Source organism: Bradyrhizobium monzae (assembly GCF_021458635.1).
In the GTDB taxonomy this organism is placed as follows: Bacteria; Pseudomonadota; Alphaproteobacteria; order Rhizobiales; family Xanthobacteraceae; genus Bradyrhizobium.
The window spans coordinates 1-24,085 of the sequence record NZ_JAIRDQ010000015.1 but is presented as its reverse complement, the minus strand read 5'-3'; the positions used below and the strand labels follow the sequence as shown (position 1 = coordinate 24,085).

23 protein-coding genes are annotated in these 24,085 nt (G+C 63.8%); 12 read left to right on the top strand and 11 right to left on the bottom strand.

The window, feature by feature from the left end; genetic code table 11:
* The first annotated feature begins 244 nt into the window (after positions 1 to 244).
* Positions 245 to 850: a PepSY domain-containing protein gene (locus tag K3F49_RS35860; RefSeq protein ID WP_234685581.1), complete on the top strand. Its 606-nt coding sequence runs from the start codon at positions 245 to 247 to the stop codon at positions 848 to 850.
* 218 nt (positions 851 to 1,068) lie between these two features.
* Positions 1,069 to 2,106, top strand: coding sequence for an aspartate-semialdehyde dehydrogenase (locus tag K3F49_RS35855; RefSeq protein ID WP_234685580.1), 1,038 nt, complete (start codon positions 1,069 to 1,071; stop codon positions 2,104 to 2,106).
* A 132-nt stretch (positions 2,107 to 2,238) separates the two neighbouring features.
* Here K3F49_RS35855 and queA read toward each other — a convergent pair whose 3' ends face one another.
* Genes queA through coaD form a run of 5 tightly spaced genes read right to left on the bottom strand, consistent with a single transcriptional unit; the run spans position 2,239 to position 5,373 of the window.
* Complete coding sequence (gene queA, locus K3F49_RS35850; RefSeq protein WP_234685579.1) at positions 2,239 to 3,312, bottom strand: tRNA preQ1(34) S-adenosylmethionine ribosyltransferase-isomerase QueA; 1,074 nt, start codon at positions 3,310 to 3,312, stop codon at positions 2,239 to 2,241.
* Between the two features lie 51 nt (positions 3,313 to 3,363).
* Entirely contained in the window at positions 3,364 to 3,828 is a 465-nt protein-coding gene (locus tag K3F49_RS35845; RefSeq protein ID WP_234685578.1) for a peptidylprolyl isomerase, read from the bottom strand.
* Positions 3,825 to 4,253, bottom strand: a complete 429-nt coding sequence (locus K3F49_RS35840) for a hypothetical protein (protein WP_234685577.1) — start codon at positions 4,251 to 4,253, stop codon at positions 3,825 to 3,827. The genes K3F49_RS35845 and K3F49_RS35840 overlap by 4 nt, the downstream gene beginning before the upstream one ends.
* Positions 4,254 to 4,262: 9 nt before the next feature.
* Complete coding sequence (locus K3F49_RS35835) at positions 4,263 to 4,838, bottom strand: peptidylprolyl isomerase (protein WP_234685576.1); 576 nt, start codon at positions 4,836 to 4,838, stop codon at positions 4,263 to 4,265.
* Positions 4,839 to 4,875: 37 nt separating this feature from the next.
* Entirely contained in the window at positions 4,876 to 5,373 is a 498-nt protein-coding gene (gene coaD, locus K3F49_RS35830; RefSeq protein ID WP_234685575.1) for a pantetheine-phosphate adenylyltransferase, read from the bottom strand.
* Between the two features lie 260 nt (positions 5,374 to 5,633).
* On the opposite strand from coaD, the gene K3F49_RS35825 reads away from it, so the two are divergent.
* Complete coding sequence (locus K3F49_RS35825) at positions 5,634 to 5,891, top strand: hypothetical protein (RefSeq protein WP_200467711.1); 258 nt, start codon at positions 5,634 to 5,636, stop codon at positions 5,889 to 5,891.
* 189 nt (positions 5,892 to 6,080) lie between these two features.
* The gene (locus K3F49_RS35820; protein WP_234685706.1) at positions 6,081 to 7,934 is read left to right on the top strand and encodes a potassium transporter Kup; all 1,854 of its coding nucleotides are present in this window, start codon (positions 6,081 to 6,083) and stop codon (positions 7,932 to 7,934) included.
* A 1-nt stretch (position 7,935) separates the two neighbouring features.
* On the opposite strand, the gene K3F49_RS35815 is transcribed toward K3F49_RS35820, so the two are convergent.
* Positions 7,936 to 8,653 (bottom strand): IS5 family transposase gene (locus K3F49_RS35815; RefSeq protein ID WP_452101154.1). Its coding sequence is split into 2 segments (ribosomal slippage): positions 7,936 to 8,469 and positions 8,471 to 8,653, totalling 717 coding nucleotides; the frame shifts between segments, so codons are not numbered across the junction.
* Between the two features lie 586 nt (positions 8,654 to 9,239).
* Here K3F49_RS35815 and K3F49_RS35810 point away from each other — a divergent pair.
* Positions 9,240 to 10,223 (top strand): lactonase family protein, encoded by a 984-nt coding sequence (locus K3F49_RS35810; protein ID WP_234685573.1) that lies wholly within the window; start codon positions 9,240 to 9,242, stop codon positions 10,221 to 10,223.
* A gap of 194 nt (positions 10,224 to 10,417) precedes the next feature.
* Here K3F49_RS35810 and gyrA read toward each other — a convergent pair whose 3' ends face one another.
* From gyrA to K3F49_RS35795, 3 genes are all read right to left on the bottom strand, one after another.
* A complete protein-coding gene (gyrA, locus tag K3F49_RS35805) occupies positions 10,418 to 13,165 on the bottom strand; it encodes a DNA gyrase subunit A (RefSeq protein ID WP_234685572.1) in 2,748 nt (915 codons plus the stop codon).
* Between the two features lie 168 nt (positions 13,166 to 13,333).
* Positions 13,334 to 13,732, bottom strand: a complete 399-nt coding sequence (locus K3F49_RS35800; protein WP_234685571.1) for a DUF2306 domain-containing protein — start codon at positions 13,730 to 13,732, stop codon at positions 13,334 to 13,336.
* A 192-nt stretch (positions 13,733 to 13,924) separates the two neighbouring features.
* Positions 13,925 to 14,425, bottom strand: a complete 501-nt coding sequence (locus K3F49_RS35795) for a single-stranded DNA-binding protein (RefSeq protein WP_234685570.1) — start codon at positions 14,423 to 14,425, stop codon at positions 13,925 to 13,927.
* 442 nt (positions 14,426 to 14,867) lie between these two features.
* Here K3F49_RS35795 and K3F49_RS35790 point away from each other — a divergent pair, with 442 nt between their 5' ends.
* The 7 genes from K3F49_RS35790 (at position 14,868) to K3F49_RS35760 (ending at position 22,436) form a co-directional block, all read left to right on the top strand.
* Positions 14,868 to 15,638 (top strand): outer membrane protein, encoded by a 771-nt coding sequence (locus K3F49_RS35790; RefSeq protein WP_234685569.1) that lies wholly within the window; start codon positions 14,868 to 14,870, stop codon positions 15,636 to 15,638.
* 232 nt (positions 15,639 to 15,870) lie between these two features.
* The gene (locus K3F49_RS35785) at positions 15,871 to 16,557 is read left to right on the top strand and encodes an outer membrane protein (RefSeq protein WP_234685568.1); all 687 of its coding nucleotides are present in this window, start codon (positions 15,871 to 15,873) and stop codon (positions 16,555 to 16,557) included.
* A 277-nt stretch (positions 16,558 to 16,834) separates the two neighbouring features.
* Positions 16,835 to 19,819: an excinuclease ABC subunit UvrA gene (uvrA, locus tag K3F49_RS35780; protein WP_234685567.1), complete on the top strand. Its 2,985-nt coding sequence runs from the start codon at positions 16,835 to 16,837 to the stop codon at positions 19,817 to 19,819.
* A gap of 8 nt (positions 19,820 to 19,827) precedes the next feature.
* Positions 19,828 to 20,211 carry a barstar family protein gene (locus tag K3F49_RS35775; RefSeq protein WP_234685566.1) on the top strand — a complete coding sequence of 128 codons (384 nt, stop codon included), beginning with the start codon at positions 19,828 to 19,830 and terminating at the stop codon, positions 20,209 to 20,211.
* A 48-nt stretch (positions 20,212 to 20,259) separates the two neighbouring features.
* Positions 20,260 to 20,823 (top strand): DinB family protein, encoded by a 564-nt coding sequence (locus K3F49_RS35770; RefSeq protein WP_234685565.1) that lies wholly within the window; start codon positions 20,260 to 20,262, stop codon positions 20,821 to 20,823.
* Positions 20,824 to 20,841: 18 nt separating this feature from the next.
* Positions 20,842 to 21,483: an HAD-IA family hydrolase gene (locus K3F49_RS35765; RefSeq protein ID WP_234685564.1), complete on the top strand. Its 642-nt coding sequence runs from the start codon at positions 20,842 to 20,844 to the stop codon at positions 21,481 to 21,483.
* 32 nt (positions 21,484 to 21,515) lie between these two features.
* Complete coding sequence (locus K3F49_RS35760) at positions 21,516 to 22,436, top strand: nucleoside hydrolase (protein WP_234685563.1); 921 nt, start codon at positions 21,516 to 21,518, stop codon at positions 22,434 to 22,436.
* Between the two features lie 6 nt (positions 22,437 to 22,442).
* Here the strand turns inward: K3F49_RS35760 and K3F49_RS35755 are convergent, their stop codons facing one another.
* Entirely contained in the window at positions 22,443 to 23,381 is a 939-nt protein-coding gene (locus tag K3F49_RS35755) for a YVTN family beta-propeller repeat protein (protein WP_234685562.1), read from the bottom strand.
* A gap of 2 nt (positions 23,382 to 23,383) precedes the next feature.
* On the bottom strand, positions 23,384 to 23,950 hold the full coding sequence (locus K3F49_RS35750) for an SRPBCC family protein (protein WP_234685561.1): 567 nt from the start codon (positions 23,948 to 23,950) through the stop codon (positions 23,384 to 23,386).
* Positions 23,951 to 24,085 lie beyond the last annotated feature (135 nt).

Sequence of the window (24,085 nt, the reverse complement as noted above, 5' to 3'; positions counted from 1 at the left end):
GAGACTGCCCGCCTGTCCCCTGCGGACGAGGGTGTTTCCGTTGACCAAAATAAAACGATACGGTATTGTTTTGTTATTGAGTGGTGCGGGCCGCTTTTTTCACCAGCCCCAAAAGAGGTCCGTACCGCTTTGATCGCCGCGGCGGGTACAGCCCGTCGCGACAATCAGCGGCCGGCCATTGCCCGTGGTCGGCCGCGACTTCTTTACGATTATCCGGCACACTCGCCGGGCGAGGGTTCCGAACATGAAGGCAGCACGACGACGCACCTGGCCGTTGCTGGCGATCGCCCTGTCGGGCCTGCTTGTCGCAGCGCCGGCCCGCGCGATTGTCTCGGCCGGCAATACACCTACTGCCCTTCACGGTGAGACAGATGGTGACGCCGCGGCGGACCGCCAGGCCGTCAGTCGCGAGATCGAACGCTTCCGCAGCTCGTCGATCTCGATCAGCCAGGCCATGGCCATTGCGGAAGCCCGTCATGCCGGCGCGACGACTGCGGATGTCAGCTTCGACGGCGGCGCGGGCGTACCGGTGTACCGGGTCAAGACCCTGCACAACGACCGGATCTGGCGGCACACCATCAATGCCGCGACCGGCGAGCTCATGGGCGGCGAAGCCGCCCTGCCCCTGGCGGAGCTGGACCGTGAGGATCGCAGCAATCTCGCCGCGCTCGGCACCATCAGGCACCGCCTGGCGGATGCGGTGCGCGTCGCCGAGCAGGCGGCGTCCGGCAAGGCCATCAGTGGCGGATTGGTGCGCGAACGCGGCCGGCTCAATTTCGCGATCGTCGTTATCAGCGGCGACGACCTCAAGGAGGTCATCCTCGAGCCGCCGGGCGCCCGAGGCAAGTAACGCAGGCCACAATCCCGCCCAAAAGCCATTGACGGGCGCCAGACTCTCCCGCATAAGTCGCCGCCATGTCCACGACCATCAAATGCGCGAGCAAAACCACCACGGCCTTCGGGGCCCGGGGAGGCGTGCGCGCATAGTCGTCGACTAGAACGCAATCAGCTCTACCGAAGCCCCGCCCAAGATGGCCCGGGGCTTTTTTGTTGTCTAAATCGATCTCAATGGAGGACACAGTGAGTAACGATCCCGTCGTCGCGATTGTCGGCGTCACCGGTGCGGTGGGCGCCGAATTCATCGCCACCATGGATAAGCGCGGCTTTCGCGTCGGCAAGCTCAAGGCGCTCGCGAGCGCCCGCTCGGCCGGCAAGACGGTGTCGTTCCGTGGCAAGGATGTCGTCATCGAGGAGCTGACCGAGCGCGCCCTCGAGGGCGTCGACATCGCGCTGTTCTCGGCCGGCAGCGGCATCTCCAAGAAGTTCGCGCCGATCGCGGTCAAGGCCGGCGCCGTCGTCGTCGACAACTCCTCCGCGTTCCGGATGGACCCGAACGTGCCGCTGGTGATCCCCGAGGTCAACGGCAATCGCATCCGCGACCACAAGGGCATCATTGCCAACCCGAACTGCGCGGCGATCACCGCGCTGGTGCCGCTCTGGCCGATCCATCAGAAGAACCGCATCAAGCGCGTGATCATCTCGACGTATCAGGCAGCCTCCGGCGCCGGCGCCGCTGCAATGGACGAGCTCGTCGAGTCCACCCGCGCCAATCTCAACGGGCAGGTCTATACGCCCAAGGTGATGCCGCACCCCTACGCGTTCAACCTCTTCAACCACAACACCGCCGTCGACCCCGAGACCGGTTACAACGACGAAGAAACCAAGGTCATCAAGGAAACCCGCAAGATCTTCGAGGACGAGAAGATCGCAATCGGCGTCACCTGCGTCCGCGTGCCGGTGCTGCGCGCCCATTGCGAGGCCATCACCTTCGAATGCGAAAGGGAGATTACCGAGGACCAGGTCCGCGCCATCATGGCGCAGGCCCCGGGCGTGAAGGTCGTCGACGATCGCGTGAAGAACTACTTCCCGATGCCGATCGACGCCTCGGGCCAGGACGACGTCCTGGTCGGCCGCATCCGCAAGGACCTCAGCGATCCCTCAGGACATTCGATCTCGATGTTCGTGGCGGCCGACCAGCTGCTCAAGGGCGCCGCGCTCAACGCTGTGCAGATCGCGGAGCTGTTGCCGCAGCGGGTGATGGCGTAACGGATGGTGCGTAGGGTGGGCAAAGGCGCGCAAGCGCCGTGCCCACCAGTCTTACCGCACGCTCAAGAAAGATGGTGGGCACGCTTCCGCCGTCGCTCTTCGAGCTATGGCGGACAAGTCGCTTTGCCCACCCTACGGCACTGCCCGAAACAGCAAACAGGCATCCCCGTACGAATAGAACCGGTACCCGGTCGCGATGGCATGCGCATAGGCGTGCTTCATCGTATCGAGACCAGCGAAAGCCGACACCAGCATGAAGAGCGTCGACTTCGGCAAATGGAAGTTCGTCATCAAAATATCGACCGCGCGGAAGCGATAGCCGGGCGTAATGAAGATCGAGGTCTCGGCCGTGAACGGCTGGATGGTGCCGTCCTCGCTGGCGGCGCTTTCCAGCAGCCGCAATGACGTGGTGCCGACGGCGATGATGCGGCCGCCATTCTGTCGCGCGGCGTTGAGCCGGTCCGCGGTCTCGGACGAGATCGTGCCCCACTCCGCATGCATCTTGTGACCGTCAGTGTCATCGACTTTCACCGGCAGGAAGGTCCCTGCCCCGACATGCAGCGTGATGCGGTTGATGCCGACGCCGCGCACGCCGAGCGCCTGCTCCAGCGCCGGCGTGAAGTGGAGCCCCGCGGTGGGCGCGGCGACCGCGCCTTCATTGACCGCGAACATGGTCTGGTAGTCGGCGAGATCCTGGTCGTCCGGTGTGCGCTTTGAGGCGATATACGGCGGCAGCGGCGGACTGCCGAGATCGGCGATCGCCTGGTCGAGCGTCGGCCCGTGGAACGAGAATGACAGCGTCACCTCGCCTTCCGCACCTTTGGCCTCGACCTCGGCATCGAGATGACCGAGCAGGCAAACCTTGCCCTCATTGCCGAAACGGATGCGATCGCCAGCGGCCAGCTTCTTCGCGGGCTTCACCAGCGCCTGCCAGCGCGAGCCATCGAGCCGCTTGATCAGCGTCGCCTCGATCTTCGGCTCGGTCTCGCGGCCGATGCGGCGGCCCTTCAGTTGCGCCGCAATCACCTTGGTGTCGTTGACGACGAGCTGGTCGCCCGGCTTCAGCCAGTGCGGCAGATCGGCAATGGTCTGGTCGCGCAACGCGCCGTTCTCCACGACCAGCATCCTGGCGGAGTCGCGCGGGCTCGCCGGGCGCAACGCGATGCGCTCGGGCGGCAGGTCGAAATCGAAGAGGTCGGTGCGCATTCGTGGCTTGCCACCAGGAGCGCGCCAATGCGCGCCCCTGGAATGAGAAGCTTACTCCTTGTCGGCCGCCATCCGCGCCTTGACGATCTTGTCGGGGTTCTGCACCGGCTCGCCGCGCTTGATCTTGTCGACGTTCTCCATGCCCTCGGTGACCTTGCCCCACACCGTGTACTGGTTGTCGAGGAAGCGGGCATCGTCGAACACGATGAAGAACTGGCTGTCGGCGGAATCGGGGCTCGCCGCACGCGCCATCGAGGTGACGCCGCGCACATGCGGCTCCTTGTTGAACTCGGCCTTCAGCTTCTGGCCCGAGCCGCCGGTGCCGGTGCCGTGCGGGCAGCCGGTCTGCGCCATGAAGCCGTCGATCACGCGATGGAACACGATGCCGTCGTAGAAGCCTTCGCGGACCAGCTCCTTGATGCGCGCGACATGGCCGGGCGCGAGGTCAGGCCGCATCTCGATGGTGACGGGGCCCTGCGTGGTCTCGAGGATCAATGTGTTTTCGGTGGCACTCATGCTCGTCTCTCTTGCGTTGGGGGTGAAGTCTTGTCAGGTGAATTTTTGCGGTTGCGGAACTGGATCGCGAATGGACGTCCCGCGGCTGCGCCGGCCATTGCATCGGTAAATGGCATCGGCGTGCAACGTTGCAACGCCTCCATCACCGCGATCCGGTATTGCAGCCGGTCACTGTCGGAGGCCTCCGCGGATTCATAGGTAATCCTCGGATGGCCCAGAATGTTTCCGGCCCGGTTAAAGCTCACGACGACGGTGATGTCGAGTGGGCGAGCCTTGCTGGGTGGCGGCGGCTTCCAGCAGGTCCGCAGGTGCTGGAAGATGTCCTGGATGGTGTTGACCTGTGCGTCCTCGGCGGCCGCACTGGTGATGCCGAACAGCAGCAGCACTGCTGCAGCGAACAGGAGCCTGTCGCCGCGGCGCGCCATCAGCCACTCCTACTTGATGTCGGAGGCGACCTGCACCTTCACCATCTTGTCGGGATCGGTGACGGTGCCGCTCGGCGAGCCGGCAGGCGCCTTCTTCAGCTTGTCGACCACGTCCATGCCCTGCACGACCTCGCCGACCACGGTATACTGGTTGTCGAGACTGCCACCGTCGGCGAACATGATGAAGAACTGCGAGTTGGCGGTATCGACGCTGTCGCCGCGCCGGGCCATGCCGACGATGCCGCGGGCGAAATGAACCTTGGAGAACTCCTGCTTCAGGTTCGGATATTTCGAGCCGCCGGTGCCGTTGAAGTTCTGGCCGTCGCCGGTCTGCGCCATGAAGCCGTCCATCACGCGGTGGAACGGAACGTTGTTGTAATAGCCCTCGCGCGCGAGCTGCTTAAGGCGCTCGGCGTGCTGCGGCGCAAGGTCGGTCCTGAGCTTGATGACGATGCGGCCCTTGGTGGTGTCGATGACGAGCGCATTGGCCTTGTCGAGATTGGCCGGCAGCTGCTGCGCCATTGCCGGGACTGCGCCAATCAGCGCGACGAACATCGTGGCAAGAATTGCGAGACGACGGATCATGGAAACTCCGGATCAGGTGAGATGAAAAAGCGCGCCGTTATCCGGCGAATTTTGCCTTGAGCTGGAACGCAACGAGCGGCGGGACGAAGGCCGAGATGTCTCCGCCCATGGCGGCGATCTGGCGCACCAATGTGCCGGTAATCGGGCGGACCACCGGGGAGGCCGGCAGGAAGACGGTTTGCACGTCGGGCGCCATGGCGCCGTTCATGCCGGCGAGCTGCATCTCGTAATCGAGGTCGGTACCGTCGCGCAGCCCCCGAATCATGATGGTCGCGCCGTGCTTGCGCGCCGCGGTGACCGCGAGATCGTCATAGGTCACGGCCTCGAGCGTGCAGCCAGCCTGGGCCGCCACCGGCCCGCAAACGTCGTGGAGCATCTTGAGCCGCTCCTCGGTCGAGAACAGCGGCTTCTTGCCCGGATGGACCCCGATCGCGACCACCAGCCGGTCGCACAGCGGAACACTGTTCCGGACCACGTCCAGATGGCCGTTGGTGATGGGGTCGAAGGAACCCGGATAGAAGGCAATGCGCGGCATGGCCCCGTCCTACCGCGCCCGGCGCGGTCCGGCAAGCCGGACAGGTTCCTTGTCCATTCCCTGCCGGTTTTTCCGCCAGTCCGTGTCGAAATGCCCCCGGATTGTTTCGTCCTCGGGGCGTCCACGAAACAAAACGGCGCGCGAACGAAACCATTTCGGGCATTGGCGAAGACGTCCGGAAACTGGCCATGGTTACTAATCCGCCCAACGAATGACGGGCCGCAAACAAGGCGCAGCGGCCGCATCACAGGGGACCGTCAATGATCAAGGCTCTTTCAGCGATCGCTATTGCTGCGTGTGTTGCTACCGCCCTCACCCTCCTGCCCGGCTTTGCTCCCACCGTTGAAGCCAGCGTGCCGCAGCCGCTTGCCAAGAGCGACCGGCTCGACATCAAGACCATCGGCCGGGATTGCTCGCAGCAGGCCTGGCCGAATTTCGAGGCGTCTTGCCTGCGCCGCGCCGGCACCAAGGCTGACGTTCGCGTCGCGCGCCTCGTCACGGCGGACCGCACCCCGTAGGCGGCCTGTCAGCTCGGCGTCATAAACCTCGCGATAAACCCCATGGATATTTGCGGCGTCTCGTCGCAGACTGTGTGACGCTCGCGCCCCTCGGGATGGCCCGATGGGCGCGGTCCCATTAAGGGGTCGCATTTGTCCAGCACGCCCGCAGTCGCTTCCGGCCATCACCCCAACCCTCTGCCGATTGCCATGACCATGGGCGCCCTTGGGGTGGTCTATGGCGATATCGGCACCAGCCCCCTCTACGCCCTGAAGGAAGCCGCCAAGGCGGCCGCACATGGCGGCACAGTGACTCCCGAGGCTGTCCTGGGCGTTGCCTCTCTGATCTTGTGGGCGCTGCTACTGATCATCTCACTCAAATATGCGCTGCTGATCCTGCGCGCGGATAACCGCGGCGAAGGCGGCATCGTCGCGCTACTGGCGCTGCTGCATGCCCGCCACGCCCAGCCGGGCACCTGGCGCGCGCATCTCCTGGTGGTCGGCCTGATCGGCGCGGCGCTGCTCTATGGCGATGGCGCGATCACGCCGGCAATCTCGGTGCTGTCAGCCATCGAGGGCCTCAAGGTCGACGCCCCTTCGCTCGCGCCGGCAGTGGTGCCCATCACCATTGTCATCCTGGTCGGCCTGTTCATGATGCAGAAGCAGGGCACCGGCTTCATCGGCCGCATCTTCGGACCGGTGATGCTAGCCTGGTTCTTCGTGCTGGCCGCACTCGGCATCCACGGCATCGTCAAGGCGCCGGCGGTGCTGGCGGCGCTGAGCCCGCTCTACGCCTTCGACTTCCTGATCCATCAGGACTTCCATGTCTCCTTCGCGATCCTCGGCGCGGCCTTCCTCGCCGTGACCGGCGGCGAAGCCATGTATGCCGACATGGGGCATTTCGGGCGTGTGCCGATCCGGCTCGCGTGGTTCGCGATCTGCCTGCCGGCACTGGTGCTGAATTATTTCGGCCAGGCCGCGCTCTTGATCACCGATCCCGGCATGATCGAGAATCCGTTCTTCCAGCTCTGCCCGGACGTGCTGCATTACGGACTGGTCGCGTTCTCGGCCGTTGCGACCGTGATCGCCTCACAGGCGATCATCTCCGGCGTGTTCTCGCTGACCCAGCAATCGATCCAGCTCGGCTTCCTGCCGCGCATGCAGATCCGCCACACCACCAGTGATGCGATCGGCCAGATCTACGTACCGCTGGTGAACTGGCTGCTCGCTGCAGCTACCCTCGGCGCGGTGGTGAGCTTCGGCACCTCGGACGCGCTGGCCGGCGCCTACGGTATCGCGGTCTCGCTGCTGATGGCGATCACCACGCTGCTCGCAGCCCTCGTCGCGATCCAGTGGGGCTATTCGCCGTGGATCGTGATCGCCGTGAATGGATTCTTCTTCGTGATCGACGTGATCTTCTTCTCCGCCAACTCGATCAAGCTGTTCGAAGGCGGATGGTTTCCGCTGCTGCTCGCCGCCTTCGTCGCCTTCCTGATGCTGACCTGGCGCAGCGGCGTGAAGCTGGTCGAGGCCGCGCGCGGAAAGCTGCGTCAACCCGAGGAAGACTTGATCGAGACGGCGGTGAACAAGTGCAGCGCAAGGCTGCCCGGGACGGCGGTGTTCCTGGCATCCGCGCCGAACGGCGTGCCGCTGGCGCTGACGCAATTCGTCAAGCACAACCACGTGCTGCACGAACGCATCATCCTGGTCACCGTGCTGATCGAGGAGCTGCCTCACGTTGCCGACCAGGACCGAGCCGAGGTGATCGAGATCATTCCCGGCATCACCCGCGTGGTGCTGCACTACGGTTTCATGCAGAACCCGACGATCTACGAAGGCCTGACGCTCGCCTGTCGCCAGAGCAAGCTGCCGGGCATCGATCTTTCCGACATCACCTATTACGTCGGCCGCGAGACCATCATCCCGAGCGAAGACATCCCGGGCATGTGGGTCTGGCGTGAAGGCCTGTTCGCCTTCCTCCAGCGCAACGCCGAACGTTCGGCGGCTTTCTTCGGGGTGCCGACCAAGCAGGTCGTGGAGTTCGGGACCGAGTTGGAGATTTGACCTAGGGCGTGGACTCATCAGCACGCAGCCAAATTCCGATTGATGCGAGTTTGACGAACGCAAGATAGTTGGCTGCGAGTTTGTCGTATCGGGTCGCGACACGCCGACATTGCTTGATCTTGTTGAAGAACCGTTCAATCAAATTGCGTGCGCGATACAGATACGGACTGAAGCAGATCGGGTCTTTGCGATTCCGTTTCGGCGGAATGTTCGCCCATGCGCCTTGCTGGCGGGCAAGCTCCCTGATCCAGTCGGCGTCGCAGCCTCGATCCGCGAGCAACGTCGTCTTGGGAAGCAAAGCGCTGAGCAGAACCGAACACAGCCGGTCGTCATGCGCCTCACCGGGCGTGAGGGCGAGATGGACCGGCAGGCCGTTGGTGTCCACCACCGCGTGAATCTTGCTGGTCAGGCTACCTCGTGAGCGACCCATATCTTCCTGATTGTTGTCCGCGATACAGGCTCCGTGCTGATGCACGCGCACAATGGAGGTATCGATCATTTGCGCCGCCGCGTCATGACCGGCAGCCAGTGCCGTCCACGATGTGGTCCCAGACGCCAGCCCGTCGCCACCGAACGAAGCGATTATAACAGGTGGTGCGGGGACCGTAGTTCTCCGGCAGGTCGCGCCATGGCGCACCTGAACGCAGGACCCAAAAGATGCCATTGAGCACGCGACGGTCATTTACACGCCGAACACCACGCGGCTTGTCCGGCAGCATAGGTTTGACGGCGGTCCATTCATAGTCGCTGAGTTCGTAGCGCATGATTCGAAGCACCGGTTCGGAGCGTGAATTACGTCTTGGGCAGCGCCATCAACCCGCAATGCCCCGTCTCCATGTCGCTAACGCTTTGAATTGACTCCCGCTTCGGCGGCGCAGCGGACTTGACCGGACTCGCTGCCGGCTCGCCCCAGTCGCGAATGGACCCAATTCGGACCTCGACAGGCGGCTGATAGCCGTGTCTGAGCGGTTACTCGATGTTGGGGGGTGAGCATCAGACGATCTATGATATGGTGGTGTGACGTGGCGTACTTCTCAGCATTGGGGAGGTCCCCATGATCAATCGTCGGACGTTCGGTGCCTTCCTCGCTGGCATGCTCGCAGCGCCCCGGGCCTCATGGGCTCAACCAAGGACAGGCGCAGCCGTTTTCTATGCCAGCGTCGGGCCTTTGCTCACTCTCTACCACGTAGACATCGACGGCAGTGAACTCGCCAAGCAGGGTTCGCTAACGCTGCCCGCGAATGTGCAATATGCTTGGCCCCATCCCTCGGCTCACATTCTCTACGCAGCGACGGCGGTCCTGGAGTGGCCGGCGACAAGCACGGTGCGAGCGCGTTGAGCATCGACCCCCGTACCGGAGCGCTGCAGCCGCACGGACCTTCTCCTACGCTGCGATCGCGCCCGCTGCACATCAGTATCGACAGGTCCGGCACGTATGCGCTGATCGCCTACAACGATCCGAGCGGCATCACCGTACATCGGATCAATCAGGATGGAACCATCGGAGACGAGGTGAAACAGGAAACGGCTCTGGACGTTGGAATCTTTGCGCACCAAATCCGCGTAATGCCTTCCGGCAAGGCGGCGATTCTCGTCACGCGCGGCAACGATCCCGCTGCCGGCAAACCGGAAGATCCCGGTGCGCTCAAGATTTTCGGTTTCGAGGACGGCCAGCTCACGAACCGGGCGTCGATCGCTCCGGGGGGCGGCTACGGCTTCGGGCCGCGACATCTCGACTTTCATCCCGCACAGCTCTGGGCGTACGTCTCGCTCGAGCGCCAGAACAAGCTCGATGTCTTCAAGCTGCAGAACGACAGCCTCGATCCGCAGCCAATCTTCAGCAAGGATACTTTGGCCGAACCGGGCAATATCCGGCCCCGCCAGCTCGCTGGAACGGTTCATGTGCACCCGGACGGACGATCTGTCTATGTGGCCAATCGTTCAGACGCCATGACCGACTTCCAAGGCAGGAAGGTTTACCTCGGTGGAGAGAACAACATCGCCGTATTTGCCATCGACGCCGGCACGGGCGAGCCGACGCTTATTCAGACCGTGGACTCGCACGGGTTCCATCCGCGGACTTTCGCCCTTGACCCGAGCGGACGCATGCTGGTCGTCGCCAACATCACGCCGCGATCGGTGCGTGACGGAGATCAAGTGCGACTGCAGCCGGCCACGCTCGCCGCCTATCGGGTCGGTACCGATGGCAAGCTCGCGTTCGCACGCTCCTATGATGTCGAGACAGGTGGCAGCTATCAGTTCTGGAGCGGAATGGTGGTGTTGCGGTAGCGGGCGAAGACTGGCTTGTCGCTAGGCGCGGACTGAATGCCGCAGGACGCCTGCGATCCGGCGAGATCGTCGTCATCATCGTCCTGAGCGATGAGGGCCACCGCACCCTAGATCAGCAAGACACGCCCTGCCGCTGCCTAGCGAATAGCAAGTGGCGAATAGCGAATAGAGCAGCAAACCCTATTCGCTACTCCCTATTCGCCATTCGCCTGCTCCCCATTCGCCCCATTCCCGCTCTCGGCCTCTTCCGTGATGTGCTCGACCGAGACGACGTGCTCGTCCTCGGCGGTGTCGAACACGATCACGCCCTGGGTTGAGCGGCCGGCGATACGGATGCCTTCGACCGGGCAGCGGATCAGCTGGCCCTTGTCGGTGACCAGCATGATTTGGTCGGCGTCCTCGACCGGGAACGACGCCACCAGGTTGCCGTTGCGGTTGTTGACACTCATGGCGACGATGCCTTTGCCGCCGCGGCCCGTGGTGCGGTACTCGTAGGACGAGGTCCGCTTGCCAAAGCCGTTGACCGAGACGGTGAGCACGACCTGCTCGGCCGCCGACATCTCGGCATAGCGCTCCTGCGCGAGCTGGAAGCTGCCGGAGGTCTCCTCGGCCTCGGCATCCACCGCCGGCTCTTCAGCCGCGGCTTCGCCGGCAACAGCGCGGCGCATCTTCAGATAGGCCGAACGCTCGTCCGAACTGGTCTCGACGTGACGCAGGATCGCCAGCGAAATCACCTTGTCGCCCTCGCCAAGCGCAATGCCGCGCACGCCCATCGAGGTGCGCCCGGTGAACACGCGCACGTCGGTGACGGGGAAGCGTATGCACTGGCCGCCGGCGCCGGTGAGCAGCACGTCGTCGCGCTCGGTGCAGATCTGCACATCGACGATCGCTTCATTCTCGTCGAGCTTCATCGCGATGATGCCTGAGCGGCGGACATCGACGAAGTCGGACAGCTTGTTGCGCCGGACGTTGCCGCCGGTGGTCGCGAACATCACGTCGAGATTGCCCCAGGTCGATTCATCCTCGGGCAACGGCATGATGGTGGTGATGCGCTCGCCCTGCTCCAGCGGCAGGATGTTGATCAGCGCCTTGCCGCGCGCGTTCGGCGCGGCCATCGGCAGCCGCCAGACCTTCTCCTTGTAGACCTGGCCACGTGACGAGAAGAACAGGACCGGCGTGTGCGTGGAGGCCACGAACAGGCGGCTGACGAAATCCTCGTCGCGGGTCTGCATGCCGGCGCGGCCCTTGCCGCCGCGGCGCTGGGCGCGATAGGCCGACAGCGGCACGCGCTTGACGTAGCCGGCGTGGGAGACGGTCACGACCATGTCCTCGCGCTGGATCAGGTCCTCGTCCTCGACCTCGCCTTCCTGCTCCATGATCACGGTGCGGCGCGGCGTGGCGAATTCGGCCTTCACCTCGGCGAGTTCGGTCTTGATGATATCAAGCACGCGCTCGCGCGAGCGCAGGATGTCGAGATAATCGGCGATTTCGCCGGCGAGCTTGTCGAGCTCGTCGCGGATTTCGTCACGACCGAGTGCGGTGAGGCGCTGAAGGCGCAGGTCGAGAATGGCCCTCGCCTGTTCCATCGACAGCCGGATCGTGCCGTCCTCGCTGATGCGGTGGCGCGGATCGTCGATCAGCGTCAGCATGTCCTCGACGTCCCGGGCCGGCCAGTCGCGCGACATCAGGGTGTCGCGCGCGGTGGTCGGATCGGGCGAGGTCCGGATGACGCGGATCATCTCGTCGATATTGGCGACCGCAATCGCCAGACCGACCAAAACATGCGCGCGATCGCGCGCCTTGGCGAGCAGGTACTTGGTGCGCCGGGTGACGACCCGCTCACGGAAGTCGACGAAGATGGTCAGCAGGTCCTTCAGATGCATGATCCGCGGACGGCCGCTGTCGAGCGCCACCATGTTGACGCCGAAACTCGTCTGCAGCGGCGTGAATCTGTACAGCTGGTTCAGCACCACATCCGGCACGGCATCGCGCTTCAATTCGATGACGACGCGGTAGCCATCCCGGTCCGATTCATCGCGCAGGTCGCCGATGCCTTCGATCTTCTTTTCCTTGACCAGCTCGGCGATGCGCTCGACCATCGTCGCCTTGTTCACCTGATATGGAATCTCGCTGACGATGATCGCCTCGCGATCCTTGCGGATGGTCTCGAACTCGACCTTGCCGCGCATCACGATCGAGCCGCGGCCGAGGTGGTAGGCGCTGCGGATACCCTGGCGCCCGAGGATCACGCCGCCGGTCGGGAAATCCGGTCCCGGCACGATGTTGATGAGTTCGTCGATGGTCAGCGCGGGATTGTCGATCAACGCGACGCAGGCGTCGATGACCTCGCCGAGATTGTGCGGCGGGATGTTGGTCGCCATGCCGACCGCGATGCCACCGGCGCCGTTGACGAGAAGGTTCGGGAACTTGGCCGGCAGGACCGAGGGTTCGGTCTCGTTGTTGTCGTAGTTCGGCTGGAAGTCGACGGTGTCCTTGTCGATATCGGCCAGCAAGGCCAGCGCTGCCTTGGTCAGGCGCGCTTCGGTGTAACGATAGGCCGCCGGGGGATCGCCGTCGACCGAGCCGAAATTGCCCTGGCCGTCGATCAGCGGCACGCGCATCGAGAAGTCCTGCGCCATGCGGACCATGGCGTCGTAGATCGACTGGTCGCCGTGCGGGTGATACTTACCGATGACGTCGCCAACCACGCGGGCGGATTTGACGTACTTCTTGTCCGGCGTGTGCCCCTGCTCGTTCATCGAGTACAGGATGCGGCGATGCACCGGCTTCAGGCCGTCGCGGGCATCGGGTAGAGCGCGCGCCACGATCACGCTCATGGCGTAGTCGAGATACGACTTCTTCATCTCCTCGAAGATGGAGACGGGGCGAATATCCGAGCGCTCCGGCTCGTCGCCGGGCTTCTTGTTGTCGTCGTCGGCCAAGGGGGAATCCGGTGAGTTTTTATCTGGGAATCATATAGCGCATCGAGGTCCTGATAACCACCCTTGCAAGCCCTTGGGAAGCGGTTTTTCCGTTTGTTTTTCCAGAGACTTACGCGCTTCTCACCACTGTTGCCGGCGGCACCGGAACAAGCTGCCCGGAACCGCCAATTATGCCCCGAAAAGCACCTGATGCATGATGCGCCCGGGCACCAGGGTGAACAGTCCCGCCACGACCAACGCACCCGTGAAGAGCAGGATCATGATGCGACGGTGACCGGCAACGCGATGCGTGTGGGCCCGCCACACCGCCAGCGGCAGCATCACCAGCGTGAAGATCGACAGCAGGTGGATTGGGCTGAACGGCCCGACCATGCGGATCTGGTGGATCCAGAACGACGACGCCGCCACCACAGCCATCAGCGTCACCCAGATCCAGCCGACCGTCCGATGGGGCAGCGTGCCCTTGGTCGCAGCGAGCTGGACGATGCCAAGCACGAAGGCCGCCATCGCCGCGAAGGCGTGCAGCGGGATCGCCGGGGCGGAATCAAGCAGCGGCGCGAGGCTCATGTGACGCGTCCTCTGGTCGGACCGACCATGTGAATGGGATTAACATAAAGTTAATACCATTCACATCTCAGCCCGTCAAAGGCTTGAGATTGCACATGAGGCCGGCCTCGAAAAGCCGAGCTTGGCCCGTCAATTGGTAGGAAATCCTGCCGCCTTGGGTGACCCCAGCAAGGTCGGGACCGAGCCCTCGCCTCAGAACGGAATATCGTCGTCCATGTCGTTGTTGCGGCCACCGCTGCCGCCGGCGGGCACGGCACGGCGCGGCGCGCTGCTGACGGGACCGGAGGAGCCGAAATCGCCGCCCGGCTCGTCGCCGAAGCTGCCGCCTCCCCCGCCACCACCGCGGCCGTCGAGCATCGTCAGGGTCGAGTTGAAGCCCTGCAGCACAACCTCGGTGGAATACTTCTCCGCGCCCTGCTGGTCGGTCCATTTGCGGGTCTGGAGCGCGCCCTCGATGTAAACCTTGGCGCCCTTCTTCAGATACTGCTCGGCGACCTTGCAGAGCCCTTCATTGAAGATCACGACGCGATGCCACTCGGTTTTTTCCTTGCGTTCGCCGCTGTTCTTGTCGCGCCAGGTCTCCGAGGTGGCGATGCTCAGATTCGCGATCGGCCGCCCGTCCTGGGTGCGGCGGATTTCCGGATCCTTGCCGAGATTTCCAACCAGAATGACCTTGTTGACGCTTCCCGCCATCGCCGCTCTCCACTCCAAATGCCACTGAATTTCAAAAGGTCGGGCTCGCGCCCCCGCGCGGCCGCCTGTTGGGCCGACCCTATACGCTTACGAGCATCGATCGACCTGCTACGCCATCGGTTATCCCCATATATAGCATCGATCCAGAATTTGTTCCAGATTTGTTCCGGTCCAATTTGACGGCGACTTTGCGTCCTCTCCGGCATCTTTGCCGTTATTCACTGTGCGATGAATTGGAACCCAAACGAGTTCCCGTCTGGAACGAAAAATCCTTAACATTCATTAGGTTACATGAGCATCAATTCCCCCGCGACTGTTGCATTCCGGAGACGGATTCTGCCTCCCGATTGGACTAGGCTGACTTCGGAATTGGTTCACATGGGCGTCGCGCCTGATTGACCGCTCGGGGACCCCTGGAGCGGACGACACTGGGGAGACTGCAATGAAGAAAATTCTGTTTGCTACGATTGGTACAGTTGCTTTGGGCCTGTCGGCCCCCGCAAGTGCTGCAGATATTGCGGCGCGTCCCTACACGAAGGCGCCGATTGCGCCGCCCGCACCGATCTACACCTGGACCGGATTTTATCTTGGTATTCAGGGTGGCGGTGGCTGGGGCCGAAGCAACGAAACGTTCTTCCTTCTCCCCAACACGCCCGCCTTCGTAGGAACGCAGAAGTACGATACCAGCGGAGGCTTTGTCGGCGGCGTTGCCGGTTACAATTGGCAGATGGGCGCCTTCGTCGTTGGCCTTGAGGGCGATTATCACTGGGCCGACATCAACGGTCGTTCAGCAGTGGTCAATGTCGGTCCGCCGAACCTCGGCGACAGCTACTTCACCAGGTTGCGCGGCTTCGGGGACATCAAGGGCCGCGTCGGTTACGCCTGGGGGCCGGCCCTCTGGTTTGTCAGCGGCGGTGCGGCAGTCGGCGATATCCAGCATCGTTATGACGCTGCGCTCAATGGCGGCGCCGCGAACTCTTTCGCGCAGAACGACTGGCGTTGGGGTTGGACCCTCGGCACCGGCGTCGAGTACATGTTCGCCCCGAACTGGTCTGCGAAGGTCGAGTATAACTACATCGACCTCGGCAAGAGCACGATCCAGTTCTCGCCCGTGCCAGCGAATCGCTCTGAGTGGACTGACACGATTCACACCATCAAGGCCGGTGTGAACTACCACTTCAACTGGGGTACTCCTCTCGTCGCCAAATACTGACCTTGCCGACGCGCGCTTTCGAAGGCCGGCCTCGCGCCGGCCTTTTTGCTGCGGGTTCCCCCGGGGGAACCATAGGTCAGGAACCATTACATTTTGTGTCCGTTGTGACTTTTGAGAGACACAACTTGCGGCTTCAGTGGTGTAAGCCGACGTCAGTTGGACCACAGCGTCCGATGCTGCTTCCGACGCACGGAAGTCCAAAAACAGAAACTGGGACTGGGATTAGTTGAATATGAAGAAGATTTTCTTGGCTTCGGCCTGTCTGCTCGCCCTCACTGGCGCCGCTTCGGCTGCCGACCTGGCGGCTCGCCCCTACACCAAGGCTCCGGTGGCCGTGGCTTCGGTCTACAACTGGACCGGCTTCTACCTCGGTATCGTCGGCGGCGGCGCCTGGGAAGACTCGGGCAGCCCGCGGATGCAGGGCGGCTTCGTCGGCGGCACCGCCGGCTACAACTGGCAGACCGGCAATGTCGTGTTCGGTGTCGAGGCCGATGGCGCCTGGGCTGACGTCAACGCCTCTGTGACCGGCGCGACCGTCGTCCCCGGCTTCGGCGTCCTGACCGCGACCGCGACCTCCAAGACCGATGCGATGGGCACCGTGCGCGGCCGCATCGGCTACGCCGTCAACAACGTCCTGTTCTACGGCACGGGCGGCTACGCCTGGATCGACAACAAGATCTCCCTCTCCGCGCTCGGCCTGACCGCGTCGGACAGCAAGTGGCACTCGGGCTGGACCGTTGGTGCGGGCGTCGAAGCCTTCATCGCTCCGCAGTGGTCGATCAAGGGTGAGTATCTCTATCGCAGCCTCGGCGGCGAGACCTATTTCGCCGGCGCCCTGCCGACCGGCACGCTCAACTTCCACACCGTGCAGTTCGGCGTGAACTATCACTTCAGCGGCCCGGTCGTCGCCAAGTACTGAGTTCAGTACGGAGCTTCGTCTCCAACGCCATCGCGTTACGAAAGGCCGGCCTTGTGCCGGCCTTTTTGTTATTCCGCCGCTCTCGATCGGGGGCTGCTGCCAAGTCCCGCCAGCGCGCCAACAATCCGTTGACGATTCGCAAGTCCCACTGGAAATCCGTCCCCGTTCTTCCTACGTTCGCTTACAACCCCATTGGCGCCGATCCCGGTTCCGGGCGAAGCGCGCCCTTTACGTCGGCGCGATCGCGTACCTTTGGGATTCCTTGAGGGCAACTCGGATGGATGAAGTGATCAAGGCGAAGCGCCAACAGCAGAACGCGGGCTCCAGCCTGCACGCAATTACGATCCGTGGCGCACGCGAGCACAACCTCAAGAACATCGACGTCGAGATTCCCCGCGACAAGCTCGTGGTGTTCACCGGCCTGTCCGGCTCCGGCAAATCCTCGCTCGCCTTCGACACGATCTACGCGGAAGGCCAGCGCCGCTATGTCGAGTCGCTCTCGGCCTATGCCCGCCAGTTCCTGGAGATGATGCAGAAGCCGGACGTCGACCAGATCGACGGCCTGTCGCCGGCGATCTCGATCGAGCAGAAGACGACGTCGAAGAACCCGCGCTCGACCGTCGGCACGGTGACCGAAATCTACGACTACATGCGCCTGCTCTGGGCACGCGTCGGCGTGCCCTATTCGCCGGCCACGGGACTGCCGATCGAAAGCCAGACCGTCTCGCAGATGGTCGACCGCGTGCTGGCGCTTCCCGAAGGCACCCGCCTCTATCTGCTCGCGCCGGTGGTGCGCGGCCGCAAGGGCGAGTATCGGAAAGAGCTCGCCGAATGGCTCAAGAAGGGCTTTCAGCGCGTCAAGATCGACGGCACCTTCTACGAGCTCGCGGAAGCCCCGACGCTCGACAAGAAATTCCCGCATGACATCGACGTCGTCGTCGACCGCATCGTGGTGCGCGCCGACATCGGCCAGCGCCTCGCCGAAAGTTTCGAGACCGCATTGAAGCTCGCCGAAGGCCTGGCCGTGGTCGAGTATGCCGATGCGCCGGCTGCTGCGGCGCCCGCCGAAGAGAAAGAGAAAAAGAAGACCGCGAAGATCCACGACAAGAGCGGGCCAGAGCGCATCCTGTTCTCGGAAAAATTCGCCTGCCCGGTCTCCGGCTTCACCATTCCCGAGATCGAGCCGCGCCTGTTCTCGTTCAACAATCCCTACGGCGCCTGCCCGGCCTGCGGCGGCCTCGGCGTCGAGCAGCATGTCGACGAAGACCTCGTCATCCCCGACAAGGAGCTTGCGATCGGCAAGGGCGCGATCGCCCCTTGGGCCAAATCGTCGTCGCCCTACTACGTGCAGACGCTGACCGCGCTCGGCAAGCACTACAAGTTCACGCTGACCACCAAGTGGAAGGATCTGCCGAAGAAGACGAGAGACGCGATCCTCCATGGCTCCGGCGAGGACGAGATCAAGTTCTCCTACGAGGACGGCGTCCGCTCCTACGACACCAAGAAGCCGTTCGAAGGCGTCATCACCAACATCAACCGCCGCTACCGCGAAACCGAGAGCGAGTGGGCGCGCGAGGAGCTCGCAAAATATTTCCACGACGTGCCCTGCGGCGCCTGCAACGGTTTTCGGCTGAAGCCCGAGGCGCTCTGCGTCAAGATCGGCAGCAAGCATATCGGCGAGATCTCGGAGCTGTCGGTCAAGAATGCCGGCGCGTGGTTCGAGACCGTGCCGGCGGCGCTGAACGCGCAGCAGAACGAGATCGCCGGACGCATCCTCAAGGAGATCCGCGAACGCCTCACCTTCCTGCTCGACGTCGGCCTCAACTACCTCACCCTCTCCCGCTCCTCCGGAACGCTGTCCGGCGGCGAGAGCCAGCGCATCCGCCTGGCCTCGCAGATCGGCTCGGGCCTGACGGGGGTGCTCTACGTGCTGGACGAGCCCTCGATCGGCCTGCACCAGCGCGACAACGCGCGCCTGCTTGACACGCTGAAGCGGCTGCGCGACCTCGGCAACACCGTGATCGTGGTCGAGCATGACGAGGACGCCATTCTGCTCGCCGACCACGTCCTCGACATCGGCCCCGGCGCCGGCATGCATGGCGGCAACATCATCGCCGAAGGCACGCCCGCCGAGATCATGCGCAACCCGAAATCGCTCACCGGCAAATATCTCACCGGCGAGCTCGAGGTCGAGGTGCCGGAACGGCGTCCGCCGAACCATCGCCGCACCATCAAGGTGGTGAACGCGCGCGGCAATAACCTCAAGAACGTCACGGCCGAGATTCCGCTCGGCCTGTTCACCGCAGTCACCGGCGTCTCCGGCGGCGGCAAGTCGACGCTGCTGATCGACACGCTCTACAAGGCGATCGCGCGCAAGCTGAACAACGCGAGCGAAGGCGCTGCGCCGCATGATCGCATCGAGGGCCTCGAGCATATCGACAAGATCATCGACATCGACCAGTCGCCGATCGGCCGCACGCCGCGCTCGAATCCGGCGACCTATACCGGCGCTTTCACGCCGATCCGCGAATGGTTCGCCGGCCTGCCCGAAGCCAAGGCACGCGGCTACGAGCCCGGCCGCTTCTCCTTCAACGTCAAGGGCGGTCGCTGCGAAGCCTGCCAGGGCGACGGCGTCATCAAGATCGAGATGCACTTCCTGCCCGACGTCTACGTCACCTGCGACGTTTGCAAGGGCAAGCGCTACAACCGCGAAACGCTGGAGGTGCTGTTCAAGGGCAAGAGCATCGCCGACGTTCTCGACATGACCGTCGAGGAAGCCGCCGAGTTCTTCAAGGCGGTGCCGCGCGTGCGCGAGACCTTCCAGACGCTGCACCGCGTCGGCCTCGACTACATCCATGTCGGCCAGCAGGCGACGACGCTATCCGGCGGCGAAGCGCAACGCGTCAAGCTGGCAAAAGAGCTGTCGAAGCGCGCCACCGGCCGCACGCTCTACATCCTGGACGAGCCGACGACCGGCCTGCACTTCCACGACGTCAAGAAGCTCTTGGAGGTGCTGCACGAGCTGGTCGCGCAGGGCAACACGGTCGTCGTCATCGAGCACAATCTCGAAGTCATCAAGACCGCAGACTGGGTCATCGACCTCGGCCCCGAAGGCGGTGACGGCGGCGGCGAGATCGTCGCCTGGGGCCCGCCGGAAGACATCGTGAAGGCGCAACGGAGCTATACGGGCAAGTTTTTGGAGCCGGTGCTGAAGAAGGCAAGGAAGCCGAAGCGGCGGAGCACGAGCGAGGCGGCGGAGTAGACGACGCAATGCAGTACGGTTTCGAATTTGGTGATGGCGCATCTCCTGACGCTGCCGTACATGCCAACGTCCCTCGGAACATCGCGCACAAGACGGCGCTTATAGCCACACTCGCGGCACAGCTCAGATTTCCGGATTATTTTGGAGGAAATTGGGATGCGCTCGAGGAGTGCATCTGTGATCTATCCTGGTTGCCAACCGGGCTGGTACTCGTGAAGCACGACGACCTGCCGCTCGTTGACGATGTGCGGAACGCAATTGTCTACGTTGCCATACTGAACAGCGCCACCCGCAAGATGTCGAAATCGAAGCAACATCCGCTTTCGATCGTGTTTCCCGCCCAATACCGTGACCGGGTCTTGTGGCTACTTCGATCCAGCAAGAGCTTGTAGGATCAAAACGTGCAGGCGGATTGGCGCTGATCTCGGAGGAGAACCGACATGTCCGCTGACATCATGCAAACCTACCGCGCCTTCGCCCACAACAATGCCTGGGCGAACCATCGCCTGCTCTCCGCCTGCGCCGGTCTCAGCCAGGCCGAGTTCGAGGCCCGGCGAACCGGCTTCTTCCCGAGCCTTCAACGCACGCTGAACCACATCTACGTCGTCGACCTCTTCTACATCGATGCGCTGGAGGGCGGCTGGCTCGGACCACGCGCCTGGGCCAACGAGGTGCCATACCCCTCACTTGCCGAGCTGAAGCCGGCCCAGGCCGCCATCGACAAACGCTTGCTCGCCGTCTGCGACGCGCTGACACCTGAGCTTCTCGACGGCGTTGTCCGCATCAATCGCGACACGCGCGTCCAGACCGAACGCCGCGACCGGCTGCTGATGCATCTGTTCCAGCACCAAATCCATCACCGCGGCCAGGCCCACGCGATGCTGTCCGAAACCAGCGTCGCGCCGCCTCAGCTCGATGAGTTCTTCGCCGAGGGAGAAGCACCGCTGAGGGCCGCCGAGTTCGCGGAGCTTGGATGGACCGAAGAGACCGTTTGGAAAGCCTAGCGGCGTAATTTCTGTTCCATGCCCTACTCCCTCGCCATCTTCGATCTCGACGGCACGCTCGTCGACAGTTTTCCGTGGTTCCTGCGCACCATCAACGACGTCGCCGACCGTTTCGGCTTTCGGCGCGTCAGCGACGAGGATGTCGAGGGGTTGCGGCATGCCTCGACACGCGAGATCCTCAGCCGGCTCGAAGTGCCCGTATGGAGGCTGCCGGCAATCGCGCGCTATGCACGGCGGCTGAAGGGCGAAGCAGCGGCGGAGATTTCGCTGTTTGCGGGCGCCGAGGCGATGCTGCAGACGCTGACCGAAAACGGCGTGCAACTCGCGCTGGTGACATCGGACAGCGAGGACAATGCGCGGGCGAAGCTTGGCGACGCGGCGTCGCTGTTCCAGTATTTCGACTGCGCGGCTTCGGTGTTCGGCAAGCCCGCGAAATTCCGCCGTGTGATCCGGCGCGCCGGCATAGAGCCAAGCAAGGTCATTTCCATCGGCGACGAGGTTCGCGACATCGAGGCGGCGCGTGCGGTGGGCATCGCCTGCGGCGCAGTCAGTTGGGGCTATGCGGCACCGGCCGCGTTGCAGGCGCTTGCGCCCGATCACATGTTCACGCAGATGGATGAGATCGCGGATGCCGTTTGCCGCACGCCGGCAAAAGCCTGATCCCGCAATCGCCCCGCCCCAAGGAGACGGTGATGACACTCACGGACGCCGCCCGCCTCAAGCTCCTCGAGCCGCCCATCGGCAAGATCCGCGTCGTGCTCGACACCGACACCTACAACGAGATCGACGACCAGTTCGCGCTGGTGCAGATGCTGCTGTCGCCGGAGCGTTTTGACGTCGAGGCGATCTACGCCGCGCCGTTCTTTAATGCGCGCGCAGACAGTCCCAGCCACGGCATGGAGCTGAGCTATCAGGAAATCCTGCGCCTGCTGGAGCGCCTGAACGTCGCAGCCGAGGGCCTGGTTCATCGCGGCGTCACCGACTATGTCGGCTCGGCCAAGGCGGCGCAGCCAGCCCCCGCCGTCGACGACCTCGTCGCCCGGGCGCGCGCGGGCTCGCCTGACAAGCCGCTCTATGTCATCGCCATCGGCGCCATCAGCAATGTCGCCTCGGCGCTGCTCAGGGCGCCCGACATCATCGACCGCATCGTCGTGGTCTGGCTTGGCGGCCATGCGCTGGAATGGCCCGATACCATCGAGTTCAACCTCAAGCAGGATGTCGGCGGCGCGCAGGTGCTGCTCGACTGCGGCGTGCCGCTCGTCCTCGTGCCGTGCAGGGGCGTCACCTCGCGCCTTCACTCGACGGTGCCGGAGATCGAGCGCTACGTCGAGCCGCACGGCAGCATCGGCGCGTTCCTCGCTCAGAGATTCAAGGAGTATTCGTCGGATCACATGGGCTGGGCCAAGGAGATCTGGGACATGGCGCCGATCGGCTGGCTGCTCAATCCGATGTGGGCACCGAGCGTGATCATCCCTGCCCCGGTTCTCACCGATCAGATGACCTGGAGCGTCGACCGCCGGCGGCATCCGATCCGCTACGTGACCTATGTGGATCGCAACCCGATCCTGAAAGATTTTTTCGTGAAGCTGCGGGATTTCGCCGCGACGAAATAGCGCCCCCTACTCCGTCCTCCGCAAAAACATCCCGAACGCGCGCGGGCCGTCGCCGGTCTTGACCTCGCCGATCACCTTCAGCTCGGCGGCATCGATGATATCGAGCGTGTTGCTCTCCCAGCAGGCGACGATGATGCGCTTGCCGTCGGCGGTCGCATTGATGCCTTCGGGATAGTCGCCGACGTTGATGCGCTTGACCGGCTTCAGCGTCGTGACATCGAACACGCTGACGGTGCCGCCATACTGGTCGGTGACGAAGCCGCGGCCGAGCGTCAGCGCCACCGCATAGGGCCGCATCCCGACCGGGACGCGGCCGATCTCGGCGCCGGCGGTGATGTCGATCACCGAGACGTCGTTGGAGCCGACATTGGCGGTGTAGGCGCGCTTGCCGTCGGCATCGATGGTGACGCCGAACGGGCGGGTGCCGACCTTGATGACCGCCTTGCGCTCGCGCGTCGCGGTATCCACCACCGAGACGCTGTCGTCGTCGCGGTCCGCCGAGAGCAGCAGCTTGCCATCCGGCGTCACCGCGAGGCCCGACGGCGAGGCGCCGACCGCGATGCTGGCGGTGACACTGCGCGACGCCGCATCGATCACCCGCACCGCGGCCGCGTACCAGTCGGCAACATAGACCGTCTTGCCGTCGGGCGTGACGGCAATCCCCAGCGGCCCGCCGCCGACCTCGATGCGGCCGGCGACCTGCCGCGCCGCGGCGTCCACCACCGTCACCGCCTTGGCGTCCGGGCTCGTGACATAGGCAAAGCGACCGTCCGCGCTGACGGCCACGCCTGCCGGCTTGCCGCCGATCGGGATGGTTGCGATCGCGCGCGCCGTGGCGAGGTCCACGACAATCAAATCGTCGCTGAGCTGGTTGGTGACGAACGCCTCTTCGGCAGAGGCGTTCGCGATGCCGGCGGCGAGCGCCGCCAGGACCAGGATCCGCACGCTTAGCTTCCGCTCTCGATCTTCTTCTTCAGCGCCTCGAGTCCGGTCTGATAAAGCCCCTTCACCGCCTTGACCGATGCTTCATCGCTCAGCTCCGGCGGCGGATCGTTGTTGGGGAAGCCGCGATAGAACGCGCCGGCCCATTCCAGCGTCGTGCCCTTGCCGTCGGCACTCGGCGTCACCGTCAGCGTCGAGGAGTAGTTGTTGACCGGCAGCACCTTCACATCGACGGCGGTGATCCGGTAGGAATAGGTCATGGCGGCCGAGTCGAACTTGTAGAGTTCCTCGTCGACGATGCCGCCGCCGGTCAGCGTCAGCCGCCGCGTCGCACCGATCTCGTTACCCTTCTCGCCCGCGGTCTTGGTCACGGGCGCGAGCCAGCTCATGTCCTGGAAATTGCCGATCACAGCCCAGACCTTGGCCGGCGGCGCGTTGATCTCGATGGATTCCCGCACCTTTTGCCGGGTTGGGCCATGCGCCCAAGTCGGCGCAAAAGCCGCCATCAGAGCCATTCCCGCCACCGCAAGCGCCGCCACCCCGGCGATCGCATGACCGATCGTCTTCCTCATCTCGTTTCCTCACCCTTTGACCATGCACGACTGATGCGCGCTGAAGCCATGGTAACGCATTTTCGGGCCGTGGGGAGACCGCTTCGTGGCCTCGGCGTGGCGGCATCCGCTCGCGACCCACAAGCCCTTGCGCTG